General features: G+C 72.9%; 9 protein-coding genes and 1 pseudogene. 3 read left to right on the top strand and 7 right to left on the bottom strand.

All coding sequences use genetic code 11. The annotated features are described in order from the left end of the window. Positions 1-104: 104 nt before the first annotated feature. The 4 genes from ACQ614_RS04805 to ACQ614_RS04790 form a co-directional block, all read right to left on the bottom strand. The gene (locus ACQ614_RS04805) at positions 105-5,159 is read right to left on the bottom strand and encodes a hypothetical protein (RefSeq protein WP_431676901.1); all 5,055 of its coding nucleotides are present in this window, start codon (positions 5,157-5,159) and stop codon (positions 105-107) included. 19 nt (positions 5,160-5,178) lie between these two features. After that, positions 5,179-8,241: an AAA family ATPase gene (locus ACQ614_RS04800; protein ID WP_431676900.1), complete on the bottom strand. Its 3,063-nt coding sequence runs from the start codon at positions 8,239-8,241 to the stop codon at positions 5,179-5,181. Further along, positions 8,222-9,061, bottom strand: a complete 840-nt coding sequence (locus ACQ614_RS04795; protein WP_431676899.1) for a hypothetical protein — start codon at positions 9,059-9,061, stop codon at positions 8,222-8,224. The genes ACQ614_RS04800 and ACQ614_RS04795 overlap by 20 nt, the downstream gene beginning before the upstream one ends. A gap of 165 nt (positions 9,062-9,226) precedes the next feature. Beyond that, positions 9,227-10,234, bottom strand: a complete 1,008-nt coding sequence (locus ACQ614_RS04790; RefSeq protein WP_431676898.1) for an endonuclease/exonuclease/phosphatase family protein — start codon at positions 10,232-10,234, stop codon at positions 9,227-9,229. A 345-nt stretch (positions 10,235-10,579) separates the two neighbouring features. Here ACQ614_RS04790 and ACQ614_RS04785 point away from each other — a divergent pair, with 345 nt between their 5' ends. Then, positions 10,580-11,359, top strand: a complete 780-nt coding sequence (locus tag ACQ614_RS04785; protein WP_431676897.1) for a peptidoglycan recognition protein family protein — start codon at positions 10,580-10,582, stop codon at positions 11,357-11,359. Between the two features lie 19 nt (positions 11,360-11,378). Here ACQ614_RS04785 and ACQ614_RS04780 read toward each other — a convergent pair whose 3' ends face one another. Beyond that, positions 11,379-11,603 carry a hypothetical protein gene (locus ACQ614_RS04780; RefSeq protein WP_363489505.1) on the bottom strand — a complete coding sequence of 75 codons (225 nt, stop codon included), beginning with the start codon at positions 11,601-11,603 and terminating at the stop codon, positions 11,379-11,381. 97 nt (positions 11,604-11,700) lie between these two features. On the opposite strand from ACQ614_RS04780, the gene ACQ614_RS04775 reads away from it, so the two are divergent. After that, positions 11,701-12,630 carry an aminoglycoside phosphotransferase family protein gene (locus ACQ614_RS04775; protein ID WP_431676896.1) on the top strand — a complete coding sequence of 310 codons (930 nt, stop codon included), beginning with the start codon at positions 11,701-11,703 and terminating at the stop codon, positions 12,628-12,630. Positions 12,631-12,648: 18 nt separating this feature from the next. Here ACQ614_RS04775 and ACQ614_RS04770 read toward each other — a convergent pair whose 3' ends face one another. Then, positions 12,649-13,422: a hypothetical protein gene (locus ACQ614_RS04770; protein ID WP_431676895.1), complete on the bottom strand. Its 774-nt coding sequence runs from the start codon at positions 13,420-13,422 to the stop codon at positions 12,649-12,651. A 275-nt stretch (positions 13,423-13,697) separates the two neighbouring features. Then, positions 13,698-15,581: a M20/M25/M40 family metallo-hydrolase gene (locus ACQ614_RS04765; RefSeq protein ID WP_431676894.1), complete on the bottom strand. Its 1,884-nt coding sequence runs from the start codon at positions 15,579-15,581 to the stop codon at positions 13,698-13,700. A 335-nt stretch (positions 15,582-15,916) separates the two neighbouring features. Between ACQ614_RS04765 and ACQ614_RS04760 the strand changes: the two are divergent. Beyond that, positions 15,917-16,420 (top strand): annotated as a pseudogene (locus tag ACQ614_RS04760) (ATP-binding cassette domain-containing protein); the annotation flags it as partial. Between the last annotated feature and the right edge of the window lie 133 nt (positions 16,421-16,553).

The following is a 16,553-nucleotide window of genomic DNA, read 5'->3' as shown; positions in this document are numbered from 1 at the left end:
CTGACATGCACCCGCCACAACCACTTTGACGAAACGTCATGGTCGTGTGGGAGCCGGTCGAAGGCAACCGGCACCGGGAAGTGCCGTTACATCCGGGAACGGACTCACTCCGCCGACTCCGGACCGATCGGCGGGACCACCCCGAGCGCCGCCATCAGCGCGGCGGGCCCGCTCGGAGGAGGTCCGGGAGTCTTCGACACGTGCTGCTTCAATTCACCGAGCCAGGAGTTCACCCTCAGCCCGGGAGAGTTCAACCGGTTCGCAACGACGGGCTTCAGAGCGGACAGCAGGCCCGCCGGCCCGGTGTCCGTGCCGGCACTTCCTTCACGCCAGAGGAGGGTCAGCACCCCCGGTGATGCCTGAGCGGCAGCCTTCCGGAAGGTCGCCTCGTCGCCGGCCTCGATCTTCCGTCCGGTGCGTGCCGCCGCGATCAGCGGCATGAAGACGTGATCGGGCCGCCTGTGGACCCGGCCGAGCAGGTGCGCAGAGGGAAGCGCGGTGTCCAGGGTGCGCCGTGTCCAGTCCGACTCCGGGAGCCAGGCCGCTGCCCAGCACAGTCCGACGGGGAACGCAGGGTTGGGTGCGAGCACGGGGACAGCCTTCGGCAGCAGCCCCTCCAGCCCCACCTCGAGGAGGGACTGGGCGGCCCAGCCGATGCGGGTCCAGTGCGCCTCGGGTTCGACCACGAGGCGCTGCCGGAGCGTGGCAGAGAGCTCCGCGGCCAGGCCGGAGCCGATCCGGGCGACCTGGTGGGGCGAGAGCCTGTGGAGCTGGCGCAGCAGCGCGGACCCGCTCGCCAGGCCGAGCCGTTCGGCCAGCAACCGCTCGTCGAAATGGTCCAGTTCGGCGAGGATGTCGCCGGCCAGGGTGCCCCTGCCGGTGAGTTCGAGGATGTTGACCAGACCCGGGACCTGGCGGAGGTCCTCGACGGCTCCCCCTCCGATCCGGTCGAGCAGACGTCCGGCCTGGACGTCCTTCGCCAGACCGTGCCCCCATGTTTTCTGCCAGGTGAACGCCAGCTGGAGCAGTTCCGAGACCGCCCTGGGGCTCGCCAGCAACGAGATCGTCGAGGCCCACCGATCGTTGACCAGATCGTGGATCCAGTGCGTGTCGTACCTGCCGGGCATGACACCGAGGCGTGCCAGGTGCCGACCGACCTGGGCCTGGGTGACCGGGTTCTGCTCGTACTGGACCTCCCGGCTGAACCTCCGCCAATGGTGCTCGCTCTCCCGCAAGGTCGTCAGCAGCTCGCGGCCGAGACTGCCCCGGACGGCCTCCACCGCATGGATCAGCTCGCAGACCTGCACCGGCTCCCCGGCGGAACGCCGCATCGTCGCCTCGAGAAAGCCGAGGCGGTCGTCGCCGACGGCCCACTCGAGGGAGCCGAGTGTTTCGCCGGCCACCACCGGATCGAGCTTCGAGAGGTTGTTCAACGCCTGGGCCACCTCCTGGGGGCGCCGGGCACGGGTGATCGCGGTCGCCCAGTCCCAGTACGGCAGCTGTTCCTGCAGCTGCCTCTGCACCACCGAGGCCGCCGACTCCTCGCCGCCCATCCGCAGGGTGGTGGCGACCACCCTCAGGTACTCGGCGACCTCGCTGATGCTGCGCGCACCCGAGAGGGCCTGCAGCTGGCGGCGGCCGACGCGGTAGTCCGCGGTGACCTCGGGATGGAGGATCCGCCCGAGCCGGTGGAGGTGCGTCAGCGTGTCGAGCCCCGTTCCCGGCCGAGCCAGGAGCCGGCTCATCGTTCCCCTGTCGATCCGTTCGGCGAGCCGCTTCAGGAAGGCCTCGCCGAGATAGGCATCGGCACCGAGCAGCAGGGCGAGGCGCGGCGCCCACGACCTGATCGACAGGTGCGGCGCCGTGATCGATCGGACGACGAGGTCGCAGGCACTGTTCTCCACCTCATGGCGGTAGCTGGCGCCTGCGGCCCACAGCCCCTGAAGGAAGTGGTAGAGAACGGACGGGCGGATCTCCCGCGCGACCAGCTCGAGGGCCAGGTCCCGCCCGATGAGCTCGGCCAGCAGGCCCGCGAAGCGCTGGGCGGCGGAAGCATAGAGGTCGTCGGTCTTCTGCGCGCTGAGCAGCAGCAGGCCGGCCCCCTTGGCGTCGGGCAGTTCGCGGACCCTGTGCGCCAGGCGCTCCGCGAGCCTGCGGTTAGGCAGCAGCTTGCCCCCGCGTTCGTGGAAGAGCAGACGGCGGACGGTCGCGCTGTGCAGCCGGGCCACGACGCTGATCAGGTGGGCGGCATCGGCTGGAGCAGCCGAGTCGAGCACGCTGCGCAGCTCTGCTTCCGGCTTGAGGCTGTGGAGCAGGCGGGTGCAGAAGGCGCGGTTGTTCGCCGCGAGGTCGCTCAGCGCCGCGGTGATCTCCGAGCCGGGCGCCTGCTGGAGGGCCGCCCGAAGACGGGTCGCGTACGGGGCGATCAGCTCCTTCTCCCAGTCGAACCTGGTGTTGTCCGCTTCGAAGTGCAGCCGCAGGGAGATCCACGCCACGACGGCGGCGAACCCCGCATCCGGTGCGGGCCGCGCCTCTAGGAGGTCCTGGACGTGCCGGTGCTTCAGCAGCGGATAACGGTCGAAGGGCCGGCCGGTCTCGCCGTGGCAGCGCGCGACCAGCCCGTCGAGCTTCCGGATCAGGATGAGGTCCCGGCTGTTCGAGGCGTCAGCGCCCACCGAGAGCAGTTCGGCCTGCGAGACCACCATCTCGCATCCCGCGTCATCCATGTCGTAGAGACTCCACGCCAGGCGCAATCGGTCGGCGAGCGAGGCCGGTCGCTCGAGGACCGTCCGCAGGCCGTCGTTGGGACCGGCCAGCCATGTGACGAACGCGGTGTAGGCCTCCGTCTTCGCGACATGCAGGTGGGTCTGTTCGATCACCCGCGCCACATCGGACAGCCCGCGTGAATCCAGGCTGTCTGCCGTCGGCAGCGCGCGGAGCACCGCCGTCAGCGCGGCGGAGACCGGCTCGCCGGCCAGGTGCTCGGCACAGACCCGCAGCGCGGCCGCCGCGCTGATGGGATCGGCACGCTCGAGCCAGGCGTGCAGCCCCGCAGCGAGACCGGGCTCGCCGAGCAGGGCCGGAAGGACTTCCTCGTTGTGCGCCCGGCAGGCGCGGAGCAGCCCGACCACGCGTCCCGGGGCGCCGTCCGTCATCAGACGGAGGAGGTACGGGACCACGTACGCCAGTGCGTCCGGCTCGCTCCGCACCGAGGTGCGGTCCGACGGATCGGCGCCCGCCGAGCCGTTGACCACCAGCCGCGCGACGGTCCGGCTCGCCAGCCGGACGAGGCCGTCGCGGGAGCGCACGCCGATGGCCGTGAGGCCCGCCTTGTCGATCGGCCCGAGGAGCTCCTCCGGGACCGGCTCGCCGAACAGGGACACCGCAGCCACCGTGCGTACGGTCTCCAGCTGAGCCTCGTCCAGGTCGGCGAGTCGCTTCTGCACGAACCAGGCCAGGGCGGCGCCTGCCCGTGCGTCGGTTACCTCCGTCGACTGGGCTGCGATGTCGCGGATCAGCCGCCCGAGGATCCAGAGGTCCCCGCGGGCCGCGGCGATCACGACCGGGAGGAGATCCTTCGCGGTGCGCGCGGCCCCCGCCGGGTATTCGGCGACGATCCGTTCCGCCAGATTCCGTACGGCAGTGTCGTCGAGCACGGCCCGCACCGGAGACACCGTCCCGGTGTTCCAGTCGACACCCGACCCGTTGCCGTACCGGGCCACCGCGAGGACGCTGATCCTCAGCCGGGCCGCCAGATCGGCCACGGCGTCGCCGAGTCTGCCGTTCCGCACGGGATGCAGGTTCTCCAGCACTACCAGGGTGCGATGTTCGGCGGTGACGCCTGTCCGGGTCAGTGCGGCCTGCACCACCGCGGGGAGCTCACCGTCGGGAGGCAGTTCGCGGCCGATCGGGCTCAGCACGACGACCTGCCATTTCTGCCGCTCCAGGCGGGCGACCACTTGACGGGCGATGACGCTCTTCCCGCTGTTGGCCTGCCCGCCGAGAATCAGGCCGAGCGCCGGGTGCTGCGTGTACTGCCCGCACAGCACGTCGACCTGCGGCGGCTCGACGAGGAGCGGTTCGTCGGGATCGACGGGCACACCCCGCACCATGGCGCGGGGTGTGCGGGGCGGAGCGTGCAGGATCTCCCAGCCGTGCATTCGAAGGGCCTTGCCGCGCAGGGCGTGGGCGGCTGCGGCCCAGTCCTCGCCCCACAGGAGGCGGCACGCCCCGGCGAGATCGTGATCGTCGTCGAGGGTGGTCTCCGCTCCCCGCACCAGGCTCCAGCCACGCCTCGTCCGGGCGAGCACGGCGAGTCCGGCATGGGCGGCTGCATCCGATGCCGGCTCCGGCGATGCCGACTCCGTCCACCGGCCGCCCGGCGTGATGCCGCCCAGAACCAGCACTCCGAGTGAGGCCGGTGTCGGCAGGCCGGTCTCGCGGGCCAGGTGACCGAGCGCCAGGCTTGCAGCCACGGATCCGTCCGCGACCGTCGAGGGGCTGAGCACTCCCGGCGCCGCGAAGTCGGCGCGGATCACCGGAGGCTGGGCGATCCCCATCCGGGTGAGGAGCGTCCGTGCGGCGGCGAGTGCCCGGTCAGCCTCCAGGAGGAACTGTTCGCCGAACGGCGACCACGTCGGGGTGCGGGGGCCGGCGCTGGCCTCCCGGGGGCCGCCCTGGGCGGGCAGAACGGGTCCTCGCCGAGCGGCAGGGGCGACCTCCAGCGTGGCCAGCACGGTTCGGCCTGCGGCTCTGTCGAGTGGCGCGTACAGCGTGGCCGCGGACCCCTGGCCGAGCGGTGTCCGATCGGTGAACTCGGCGACACCGTAAAGGCCTTCGATCAGCCCGGCCGTATGCATCACGGCCAGGTGGCCGGCGAGGCCGGTGGACCCGGAATCGAGCGCCTCGGCCAGCAGCGCGCCCGCCGAGCACAGCTCCTGCGTAGGACCGTCGTGCCGCAGCAGCCATGCGGGTGCGCAGAACCCGTCCCCCGCCGCGGCGGCCCGATCGACCAGCACTCGCACGACCTCGCAAAGCCGGGTGTCGATCTCCCCTGCCGGCTGTTCGACGAGTCCGGCGAGCGCGTGCAGGGCCAGCACGGCCTCGTAGGACGCCTGCTGGGCCGTTGCCGTCGGTGTCCTTGTGTCCGTGTCCGTCATCGGGTTCCTCCGTTCTGGGTCACAGCCCGGTGTGCCACCCGGCGATCCGGGCGACCCCGAGTTCCGTACAGATGATCAGGTGGCCCGCCAGATCCAGATCCGCGCAGCGGACCTCCAGTCCGACGTCGACCATTGCTCGGGGGCCGTGGCCGTTCAGCGGCGTCATGCACACGGTGCCGTCGAGTGAGGCCGACACGAGGATCGGCGCGGCGCCGTCCGGGACGACCCGCAGTGACGAGATGGGCCGCTGACCGTGCCGCACCAGGAGGCGGTGGTGGCCTCCGGTCACGTCGGTCGCGTACACGGCCCCCTCGTGACCTGCCGTCAGGAGTGTTCGGCCGTGCGCTGCGACGAGCCTGATCGCCCGGCGGGACGGCGATGCGAACGAGTCCAGCAGTTCGCCGCTCCCGGCCTGCCACACCGCGACCTCGTCGGCGGTCGCGCCGACGACCAGCACGCGGTCGTCGACGACCGTGGCTGCCGCCGACTGGAGGACCAGGCCTCCTGTGTCCACCCGGGGGCCGGTTCTGCCGGGTGAGATGAACTGCCATTCCTCGTCGGACGCGGCAAGCACGCCGTACGGGAGGACGGGGCAGGCGATGACACTCCCGTCGAACGGGGCCAGCTCCCCGCCGGTGCCGGCTTTCAGGTGATGCAGGGTCAGTTGGCCGTTCCAACGTCCCACGGTGAGGACGGGCTGCTGTTGCAACCAGCCGCCGCCCAGCGCGGTGACGATCTCCCCCGCGGGGAGCAGCGTTTGCCAACCGGACGAAGCGGCACCGTGCGTGCGCACCGAGCCGTCGATCGACGCGAGCACCATGTGTCCGGCGTTCTCGGCCGGCAGCGTGACGGTGGAGACGGCCGGAGGCAGCCGGACCGCCCGGTCCCAGCGCGAGGTCCAGCGCTCCGACAGGTCCGTGGCATTCGAGGCGAGGAGCGATCGGCTGCGTGCCCCTGCGAGAAGCGCCATGCGGGACAGCTCGCAGCCGTCGGAGGGCTCGCGGCTGCGTACGCCGTCGTAGACGGCGCGGGTCGTCCGGGCGGTCTCCGAATCGGCGAGGTCGAGGGCACGGCGGAGCCTCGCCGGGTCGGCCATGAGCAGGAAGCCGGGGTCGTCGAGGTGGTTCTCCAGCGTGCGGGCGAGCATGGCGTGCTCCGCGAAGTTGACGCGCGCGTAATGGCCGGCACCTGCCCATCCGCAGGTGTCGGTGTCGCCGGGTCGCAGAGCCTCGGTGAATGCCTTGTGGACTGCCTCGGCATCGACGCCCTGCCGCAGGTGGGCGGCCAGTTCCTCGTGCTGGAGCCGCCAGCCGCCGGTCTGCTCCGATCCGGCGGACTCGGCGATGAGATGGCCCGCCTGGACCTGGATGCGGTCCAGGTCCGAGTGGTTGACCTCGCGATCGCTGAGCCGCCGGACCAGGTCGATCCACAGGGAATAGTCGGGCATGCCGCCGCGCAGCGCGAACGCCAGCGGTCTCAGCAGGTCGGCGCCCCAGCGCGGGTCATCGGGATGGAGCGCGGCCAGCTGGCTCACGAAGATCTCGTCCATGAACACGCGCACCTCGGTGGACTCCTGCGTGGCCAGGTGGCAGGCGTAGAGCAGGGCGTGCATGAAGGATCCGTCGGCGCACTCGGCCACCCGCGCGGCCCACCCGTCCAGCACCGGGGGAGGGACGTCGCGGTGGAGCGACCCGGCGTGCCCGCCGAGTACCGTCGCGGCCAGCAGTTTGACGTCGTCCGGGTGGAAGTAGTCGCAGTCGTCGAGGTCGAGGACGACCCAGCCCGGCTCCTTGACGGTGGAGCGCGTGCTCGCCACGAGCCGGACGGTCGGGACGGCGGCCAGCTTTCGCAGGAGGTCGGTCATGCCCGGCTGGTCCGGGGCGCCGTCGACCGCGTCGATGACGATCCGAACCGGCTCGGGGTGGTCGGCAACGGCTTCGACGCATGCGTCGACGTCGTCCGGCGGAAGCCGATGGGTCAGCCGCATGGCGATGTACTGCGCGATGCTCAGCGGGTCCTCGCCGAGGGCGTCCGCGATGACGGTCACACAGCCGAGGGGTACGAGGCCGACCGCATCGCGATCCGCGGTTCTCAACGGTGTGCCCCGCGAGGCTGCGGCCAGCCATGCCAGCAGCGTGGACTTCCCCGATCCGCTACGGCCTGTCAGGAGGAGGAGTCGGTCCCGCGGATCGGTGCCGGACAGGTGGGCCACCAGTTCCCCGATCGCCCGGCGTCGTCCGACGAACGCCCAGCCCATGTCGGGGGCGCCGTCGACCAACCCTTGAGCGGCCAGGTCGATCGGCAGGATGCCTTTGACGTGGCGGGGATTGGGAAAGACGCGGCAGGTGAGGGACCAGTTCTTGGACATCCACAACGTTGCCCGCTGGTCCTCGGGCAGCCGGAGGTTGATCTCCTCGGTCAGCGCGCGGGGGTGGATGTACGCGGAGCTGTGCGGGAGGCCGGGGCAGCGAAGAGCGGTCGCGAACGCCTCGGCGAAGGCCATCGGCTGCGCCGTCGTGGTGGACGAGGCCGCTGCAATGAGGTAGACGGGGGGCCGGTTCCGGTCCTCACGCAGGATGTGTTCCCGCAATCGCTGGAACTCGGCGTCCGCCGCCTCGGCGAAGCAGGCGTCGACGACGACCGCCACCTCGGGCGGGCCGGGCTGCCGCATGACCTCCCGTGCGAGCTCGGTGGCAGTGATGCTGTCCCTGTCCCTGTCCCTGTCGCTGCGGTGCTTCGAGCTGCGGGTCGCGAGGCAGTAGTCGGTATCGGTGTGGAACCCGTGGCCCGAGTAGTACACGGCTGCGGCGTCCGGCGGGTTCGGCTCGGCATCCCGATCGTCCGGAGAGGTTCCGGTGACCGCGCCTCCCACCGCGTCGAGGAACTCTCCGCTCGTCGGATTGAGGGTGCTGCCGGGGGCCGCCGTCATGCCGCAGGCCGTGGTGAGCGCAGCCTGTACCAGCGCCAGCTCCTTCGGGACGTCGCCCAGACGTTCGAAGTCCTCCGATTCGTACTCCGCCGTTCCCGCGACGATGCAGACTCGGCGGAGTCCGTCGGCAGTGTCACCTGTGGCCACAGGCACCGGCGACCGCTTCCGCGGTCTCGCGCGTGGTGAGGTAGCGGACGACCGAGTGGGCGTTGCGCAGGCCGTTGCCGACCAGCCGGTCCTCGACGTCCTTGCCGAAGACCGGGCCGAGTTCCTTCAGCAGCGCGACCGGGTCTTCTTGTGCCGCGACGTTGACCCACCGCCTGGTGCCCGGCCACACCGCCTCGGCGCCGGGGCGCACGGGGGGCTGCAGACGCGAGGCAACCGCCTCCATGCCCAGCGGAGAACCCAGGGTGACCAGGGTGTCGACGTTCCAGTCCGGGTTCTCGCACAGCGCCTCGTAGGCGACGACGCTGCCGAGCGAGTGTGCGACGATCACCCGGGTCTCCGCGGTGACCGTACGGGACACCTGGTCGAGGACGGAGCGCCGGAGCGTCCCGTCGGTCAAGTACCGGTGCACCTGCTTGACGAACCAGATGACGGCTTTCGCCGGAACGTCCCCGAGGAACTTGCTGACCTCGAGCTTGCGCAGCAGGTCGCCGACGACACCCTTGGCGGTCCCGCCGGTCGGGAGGCTCGCGGCCATCGCCTGCAGCAGCTCGAGCTCGAAGCCTGCTTCCACCTCACCCGCCTGGTACGGCGGCAGCGAGCCGACATCGTCGGAGGAACCGCCGCTCTTGGTGCCCTTCGAACGGAAACAGTTGCCGTAGAACGCCGCGGCGACCTCGGCGGGCCCCGGCGGCTCCAGGCCGGCGTCGATCATGCCGGTGCGCAGGGCCTGGTACCACTCGCGGTGCATGCCTTCACGGCTGGCGTACGTGTACCAGATGCCGTGGATCATCACGACGGTCGCCATGGAGTTCCCTCGCTCAGTGGGCCGCGCGGCATCGGAAGCGGACGGCCGCTGCTACCGGAATCTAGCCAGAGGTTGTCCGATCGCCGGGCGAAAGATCACATTTGACCGAGTGTGGGTACGTCTGCCAGAAGTCGACCGTTATTCCCTGTTCGGCCTGATCTGGCGTCAGCCGGTGACGGCGAGTTCGGCGACGACGGCGAGGTGGTCGGTACCGGGGACGGTGTGCTCGGAGACGGTGACGGCGGCCAGGTCGTCGCCGTGCAGCACGTGGTCGAGCTGGAGCACGGGCGGCAGGACGGGTCGGTCGGCCGGCCAGGTGCCGTCGAAGCCGCGTCCGAGCTCCGCATGGGTGTCGGTCAGCCCGCGGTCGAGCAGGCGCCGCATCGGCGTGTGGTCGAGCGTCGCGTTGAAGTCGCCGAGCAGGACGGCGTTGCGGGCCCGCCCCTGCACGTCCGTCTCCAGCGTGTCGAAGCCTTGGGCCCACAGCCGGGAGTCGCCGAGCGGGTAGAAGGTGTGGACGGCGACCAGGCGCACCGGCCGGCCGTCGACGGACACCTCGGCCGAGGTCGGCGGGGCCGACACGCCCGCGCCGGCCGCCCGCGTCCCGGTCAGCGGCAGCCGGGAGTACAGCGCCGTGTCGGAGGACGTCGGCGGCACCCGGTACGGCATCAGCTCGGCCATGCCGGCCCGGTCCAGGGCGGCCGCCAGCGTCGGGTTCGCCTCCTCCATGGCGAGGACGTCCACCCGCTCGTCGCGGACCAGCCGCACCACGGCCGCCGGGTCGACCCGGCCCACGTACGCATTGACGGTGGCCACCCGCAGCCGCGGCGCCGACGTCGGCACGGCCCCGCCGTCCCCCACGAACCGCGGCACCAGCCAGAACAGCTGGACGACGGTCAGCGCGGCCGCGACCGCCGTCAGCAGCCGAGCCCGCAGCACCGCCGTCACGAACAGCAGCAGCACGCTCAGCAGCGCCGCGTACGGCACCCCCGCGACCGGCATCGCCAGGTCGGTGCCGTCGTCCAGCCCCCCGAGCCGCACCACCACCAGCCCGGCGGGCACGAGCAGCAGCACCGCGCACACGAACAGCACGACGGCCCGCAGCCCGCGCAGCCACCCGCGCCCGGACGGCTCCGGCGCGGGCGGCGGAGCGGCAGCCCCGATCCCTGTCACAAGTCCGACCATCCGACACTCCCGTCCTCCCCGCCGCCCGCCGGACCCGCTCGGGGCCGGCCGCCGACGGCCGTGATCGCCGTGGGGCGACGTCGACTGGAGACGTCCGGCCGGAGGCAGTGGTTCCCACGGGCATGCCCGCGGGTCCGCGGACGACCGGGGCCGGCCGCGGATGACGCCCGGTCAGTCCGTCCCCTCCGCAGGGTCCGCAGCCCGACACCCCTACAGGTGACGACAGGTCAACCGCCTGCGAACGAACCCGGTCGGAGTAGGGAGTACGGCGGACGGACCGAACACGCGGGCGACGGAATGCAGACCGGTCGCACTGCCCGTAGCTTCCGTGGCATGGACATCAACCGCCGCCTGGTGCTGCGCCGCGCGCTGCAAGCCGTCGCCGCCGGGGCCGTGACCGCACTGCCTGCGGCGGCCCACCCGCACCGCTCGGTCGCCGCCGACGCACCCGTCGCGGTGGCTGCGCCCGTCCCCGTCCGCCTCGCCGCCCCGGCCGCCCCGCCGATCGTGCTGCGTTCCACCTGGCAGAGCGGGGAGACGGTCGCACAGGTGCAGTACGACCGGGCGGTGAGGGCCGTGCTCATCCACCACACGGACGACCCGAACTCCTACGACGCCCGCGACGTGCCCGACATCCTGCGGGCCATCCGCCGCGACCACCTGGAGTTCCGCGGCTGGGACGACATCGGCTACAACTTCCTGGTCGACCGCTTCGGCACGATCTGGGAGGGCCGCCTCGGCGGTGTCGACCGCCCGGTCGTGGGCGCCCACACCATGGGCTTCAACCGGGACACCGTCGGCATCGCGGCGATCGGCACCTACAACTCCGGGACGGAGGTCCCCGCGCCCGTCGTGGACGCCATCGCCCGACTGGCCGCCTGGAAGCTCGGGCTGCACGGGATCCGGGCCGACGACCGGTCCGAGCTGACCTCGACCAACAGCGGCAGCCGCTTCCCGGTCGGCGCCAGGCACGCCTTCAACGCCGTCTCCGGGCACCGCGACGCCTTCTGCACCCTGTGCCCCGGCGAGTCCCTCTACGCCGAGATCCCCGGCATCATCGACCGGGCCGCCCACCTCCAGCAGGACGCCCTGACGGCACCCGTGGTCCAGTGAAGACCGCCCGTGACACGCCCTAGACCGGCTTGACGGCGAACAGCTCCAGGTGCCCGCAGGACGGGCAGCGGAAGGCGTCGATCTGCCACCGCGGGCGGCCCAGCCGCTTGGCACCGCCGAAGATGCCGCGCTCCAGGGCACCGGCTATCCAGCGCGCATACCCGCGGGAGCCCTCCCCGGTGTCCTCCACGAACCCCTGCTCCAGCCCGACGACACCGCACTGCGTGCACTTCAGGTTCTCCACACCACGGAGTCTAGGAGAGCGCCCCGACACCCCGGCAGGGAAGGCGGGGGACCGTAATTCCGTTGCCGCATCCGGGGACCGGGGCGACGATCGGGGGATGGCCGCACATCCGCCGAACAGCACCGCCCCGGGCCCGGACGGCCGGGCCGGGATCGACGCCGCCCTGGTGCGGCGGCTGCTCGCGGCACAGTTCCCGCAGTGGGGCGGCCTGCCGGTGCGGCCGGTGGAGGTCGACGGCTGGGACAACCGCACGTACCGCCTCGGCGACGCCATGACGGTCCGTCTGCCGACCGCCGCCGGGTACGTCCCGGCGGTCGCCAAGGAGCACCGGTGGCTGCCGCTGCTCGCGCCGTCGCTGCCGGTGGCGGTGCCGCAGGTCCTCGCGGTCGGCGCCCCGGGCGACGGGTACCCGTTCCCCTGGTCGGTCCGCGGCTGGCTGCCCGGGGAGACGGCCGACCGCGGGCACATCGCCGACCTGCCGCAGTTCGCCGTCGCGGTGGCCGGGTTCCTGCTCGCCCTGCAGGCCTGCGACCCGGCCGGCGGCCCGGCAGCCGGCGGGCACAGCTGGTACCGCGGTGCCCCGCCGGCCCACTACGACGCCGAGACCCGCCGCTGTCTGGCGGCCCTCGAGGGACAGGTCGACACCGCCCTCGCCGCCGAGGTGTGGGAGGCCGCGCTCGCCGCCGAATGGACGGGCGAACCCGTGTGGTTCCACGGCGACATCGCCGCCGGCAACCTGCTGGTCGCCGACGGCGGGCTCGCGGCCGTCATCGACTTCGGCACCTCCGGGGTCGGCGATCCGGCCTGCGACCTGGTGATCGCGTGGACGATGTTCGCCGGGGCCGGCCGGGAGGCGTTCCGGCACGCCGTCCGGCAGCCCGCGGCCACCTGGGCGCGGGCCCGCGGCTGGGCCCTGTGGAAGGCGCTGCTGGTGATGACCGAGTCCCTCGGCACCGACCCGGCCCGGGCCGCCGTCCACCGCCGCGTCGTCGAGCAGGTCCTCGCCGACCACACCGCCCACGGCTGAGCCGGGCCCGGGGGGCAGCTACGGGCAGGCGGCGAGCGCGATCAGCACGGCCCGGGTCTTGGTCTGCCCGAACTGCGGCAGCGGGACGTTCCTGGCGAGCAGCGCCCGCGCCAGCTGCGCCTGCACGTCGGCGGCTGCGTCGGCACCGGTACGGACGGAGAGTTCCAGGAAGCGCAGGTTGGTCCGGGTGGTCCACTCCTCGACCGCCACCGGCTCCGCGACCTCGCTCCACCGGAGCTCCCACTTCACGGTGTCCACCGGACCGAGCGCGGTGAGCCCGCGGAGGTCGTCCCCGGTGACCCCGGCGTGCTCGAGCAACTGGTGCTGCCGGCCCGTCAGTGTCCTGCGGACGGGGGAGTGTTCGGCCCTGCGGGCCTCGGCCGGGCTGAGCTCGATCCGCAGCGAGGCCGCCGTGACCGCCTGGTAGGCGGGACCGGTGAGGTCCTCCTCGACCGCGTACTCCCAGTGCTTGCCGCGGTCGGCGGTCTGCCAACGGCGCGGCAGGGCCGGGCAGGGCCGCAGTTTGACGGTCAGGTCCGCCTCGGCCGCACCGCCGTTGGCGGAGGTGTCGCGCCGCAGCCGCAGCACGACACCGCGCTCCAGTAACGGCAGCGCGGGCGGCGTCGCCGCGGGGCCGGACGCCGGCCGGCCGTCCAGCCGCTCCCAGAAGTGCAGCCGCCGCCGCCGTCCCCGGTCCGGGTCGAGCACCAGGGCGCCCGCGGCGGCGGCCGCCTCCGTGCCCGCGAAACTGATCTTGATCTCTGCGGTCTCTGCCGCCGGCTTCTGTGCCATGCTGCCGTTCTCGCACAGCTTCCGACCGCCCGCATCCGCGGGCCGTTGCCGCACCGCACCCGGAGGCCGACCCCCGATCAACCGTGTGAACAATGCTCCGACTGGATACGCCTAGTGCCGCGTCAGGCAACCTTCGCTCGTCAAGGAGCGGCCCGAGGCGCCCGACTGGGCGTGCCGCCGGAGCGCCCTTGTACTGGACGTACTCGGGTGCTTCGGCGGTGCGTCCAGGCGGGATGCATCGGGCCGCGACGGGGCGAAGGTTGCCTGACGCGGCACTAGCGGCTGACGGTGAGCCAGGCCGCGGCGGCGGTTGCGCGGGCGATGTCGGCGGCGTAGCCGGCGTTCACCGTCCGGTCAGCAGGCAGGTGGTAGTCGGGGTTCGGCTCGGGCGCGGGGGCGGACGGCCCGGGGCCGGCGAAGAAGTCCTCGGACGCCAGGCAGGCCGGGTAGCCGTGCAGCTGGAAGCTGTAGTGGTCGCTGCGCCCTTCGGCCGGGTCGCCCGTGCCGTTCGCCCCGGCGAAGATCTGCGGCGCGGGCAGCCCGGGCGACACCTGCGGTGCCAGTGCCGCGATCAGCTCGGCGATCTGCCGCGAGCGGGTCTGCACGGCGGGGGAGGGGGAGAAACCGGCGTGCAGTTCGAAGGCGGACGGGGCGGCCGTGTCGAATCCGATCATGTCGAGTTGGAAGACCGCCCGGATGTCCGCGCCGAGCCGCGCCTGCTCGCCGGCATAGGCGCGGCTGCCCACCAGCCCGTGCTCCTCGGCGTTGAAGAAGACGAAGCGGATCTCGCGGCGGTGCGCGTGGTCGGCACCGGCCAGAGCCACGACCGCCCGCAGTGCGCCGAGCACGCCGGCGACGCCGCTGCCGTCGTCGTCGGCCCCCGGGGCGGGGTCGACCGGCGCGCGGTACCCGGCCTGGCGGGCACCGGTGGAGTCCATGTGCGCGGTCACCAGGACGACCCCGGGGACGCCGGTGCCGGGCAGTACGGCCTCGACGTTCTCCAGCGGCCGTCCCTCGTGGACGAAGCGGTGCGTCCCGACGGTGAGCAGGCCGCCGCCGATCGCGGTGACGTCCTCGATCAGCGCCCGTACGGCGGAGGCGTTGCCCGGGTGCAGGATGTGGCGGCTGTCGATGGCGGCCCCGCCGGGCGGCGGCTCGCCGCCGCTGTAGCGGGCCACGTCGCGGCCCAGCCGGTCGGCGGTGATGTGGCGTACCAGCAGCTTCCGCTCGTCCGCGGAGAGTTCGGCCGCGCCGGGTCCGTCGGCGGCGGGTCCGGCGGCGGCGAATCCGTCCGCCGGGGCGTCCGCCGCGCCCGGGGCGAGCAGGGCGGGGGAGGGGAGCAGCTTCAGGTGGTGGCCGTGCCGGGCGCCGCCGAAGTGGAACTCCTCCAGCGACCGGCCGGCGGGGATCGCCACGAGAAGCCCCTCCTCGGTGGAGCTGAGCACCCGTCCTGCGGAGCCGTTGCCACCGAACAGGCCGGCCGCGTTGCCGGCCGCCGAGCCGAAGCCGCTCTCCGCCCGCCGGTCGTCCCGCAGCAGGTAGAGGTCGGCGGTCAGCGGCTCGTCGGCCTCGCCGAGGCGGTCGACCGAGAAGCCCAGGTCGTCCAGGGCCAGCGCGGTGGCCGCGTCCGCGACCGCGTACACCTCGGTAGCCGGTGCGCCGTCGCCGTTCCCGGCGAGGTGCAGCGGCACCAGCGGCTGCTCCCGCAGCATCGCCCGCCAGTCCGCGGCGGCGCCGCGCTGCGGCACCCGGACCCGTAGGAAGCGCAGCGGTGCCGTGCCGTCCAGCACCCGCTCGGCCAGGCCGGGGTGCGGGGCGACCAGGAATCCGGCGGACCGGGCGAAGGCCCGTTCGGTGGCGTCCTCGCCGACGAACAGCAGCCGCGGGCCCTCGCCCGGCGTGTCGGCACGTACGGTGGCCGCGGCCTGCTGGAACACCAGGGCGGAGTCCTTCCGGCCGAAGCGGATCAGCGGTTCCTCGAAGAAGGCGAGCAGCCCGGCCCGGTCCAGGGCCGCTTCGACCCGGTCGGCCGGGACGGGGCCGCGGTCGGAGAGGATGCCGAGTCGGACGCTCCGGCCGCGCAGCGCCTCGAGCACCGCGGGCACGTCCGGGAAGGAGGTGAGGTCGGTGATGTCCTGGCCGTCCGGGGACACCCTCACGCGGGCGAGGGTGTTCCCGATGTCGAAGAAGGCAACAGGGCACGGAGTTTCGACCATGGCGGGCCTCCGCAGGGGAAACGGGGGATCTCGCAGCGGGCTCGGCGTGGACGCGACGCGCTGCGCGGGGTGCGCGGGCTCGGGCGCACCGTGCAACACCGTGAACCCTCTCCGCGACCCCTGCAACCGCTGGTCCTCGACCGGCCCGCGGGCACCCCTGACGGCCGCACCCGCCGTGCGGGTATCCCGGTGTCGCAGCGCGTTGGTGACACACCCGGGCCCGGCCAGACGGCAGACTCGTCCCACAGCCGACGGATCGGGGACGAGGAGGTGGCCGCGTGGCCCGCGTGCCGCTGTTGTCGCTGCGCGGGATCTCCAAGCGGTTCGGCACGGTACAGGCGCTCAGCAGCATCGATCTGCAGGTCGACCGGGGCGAGGTGCTCGCCCTGGTGGGCGACAACGGCGCCGGCAAGTCCACCGTGATCAAGATCATCGCCGGGGTCAGCCCGCCCGACTCGGGCACCATCGAGTGGGACGGGCGCCCGGTCGAGCTGCGCCGTCCCCGGGACGCCCAACGGCTCGGCATCGCCACCGTCTACCAGGACCTCGCGCTCTGCGACAGCCTCGACGTCGTCGCCAACCTCTACCTGGGCCGCGAGCTGCGCCGCTACGGCCTGCTCCGCGAGGTGGAGATGGAGAAGCGCTCGCTCGCCCTGCTCAACCGGCTCGCGGTGCGGCTGCCCAGCGTGCGCATCCCCGTCCTGTCGCTCTCCGGCGGCCAGCGCCAGGCGGTGGCGATCGCCCGCTCGCTGATCGGCCGCCCGCACCTGGTGATGCTCGACGAGCCGACCGCCGCGCTCGGCCTGGAGCAGAGCTCGCAGGCGCTCGACCTGATCCGGCGGCTGCGCGAGCAGGGCCACGCGGTGATCATGATCAGCCACAACCTCGACGACGTGCAGGCCGTCGCCGACCGGG

Origin of the sequence: Kitasatospora dryopteridis (assembly GCF_050749075.1) — a bacterium.
Taxonomy (GTDB): Bacteria; Actinomycetota; Actinomycetes; order Streptomycetales; family Streptomycetaceae; genus Kitasatospora.
Note: the sequence above shows the minus strand (reverse complement) of the source record. Positions and strands in the feature narration are given on the sequence as shown.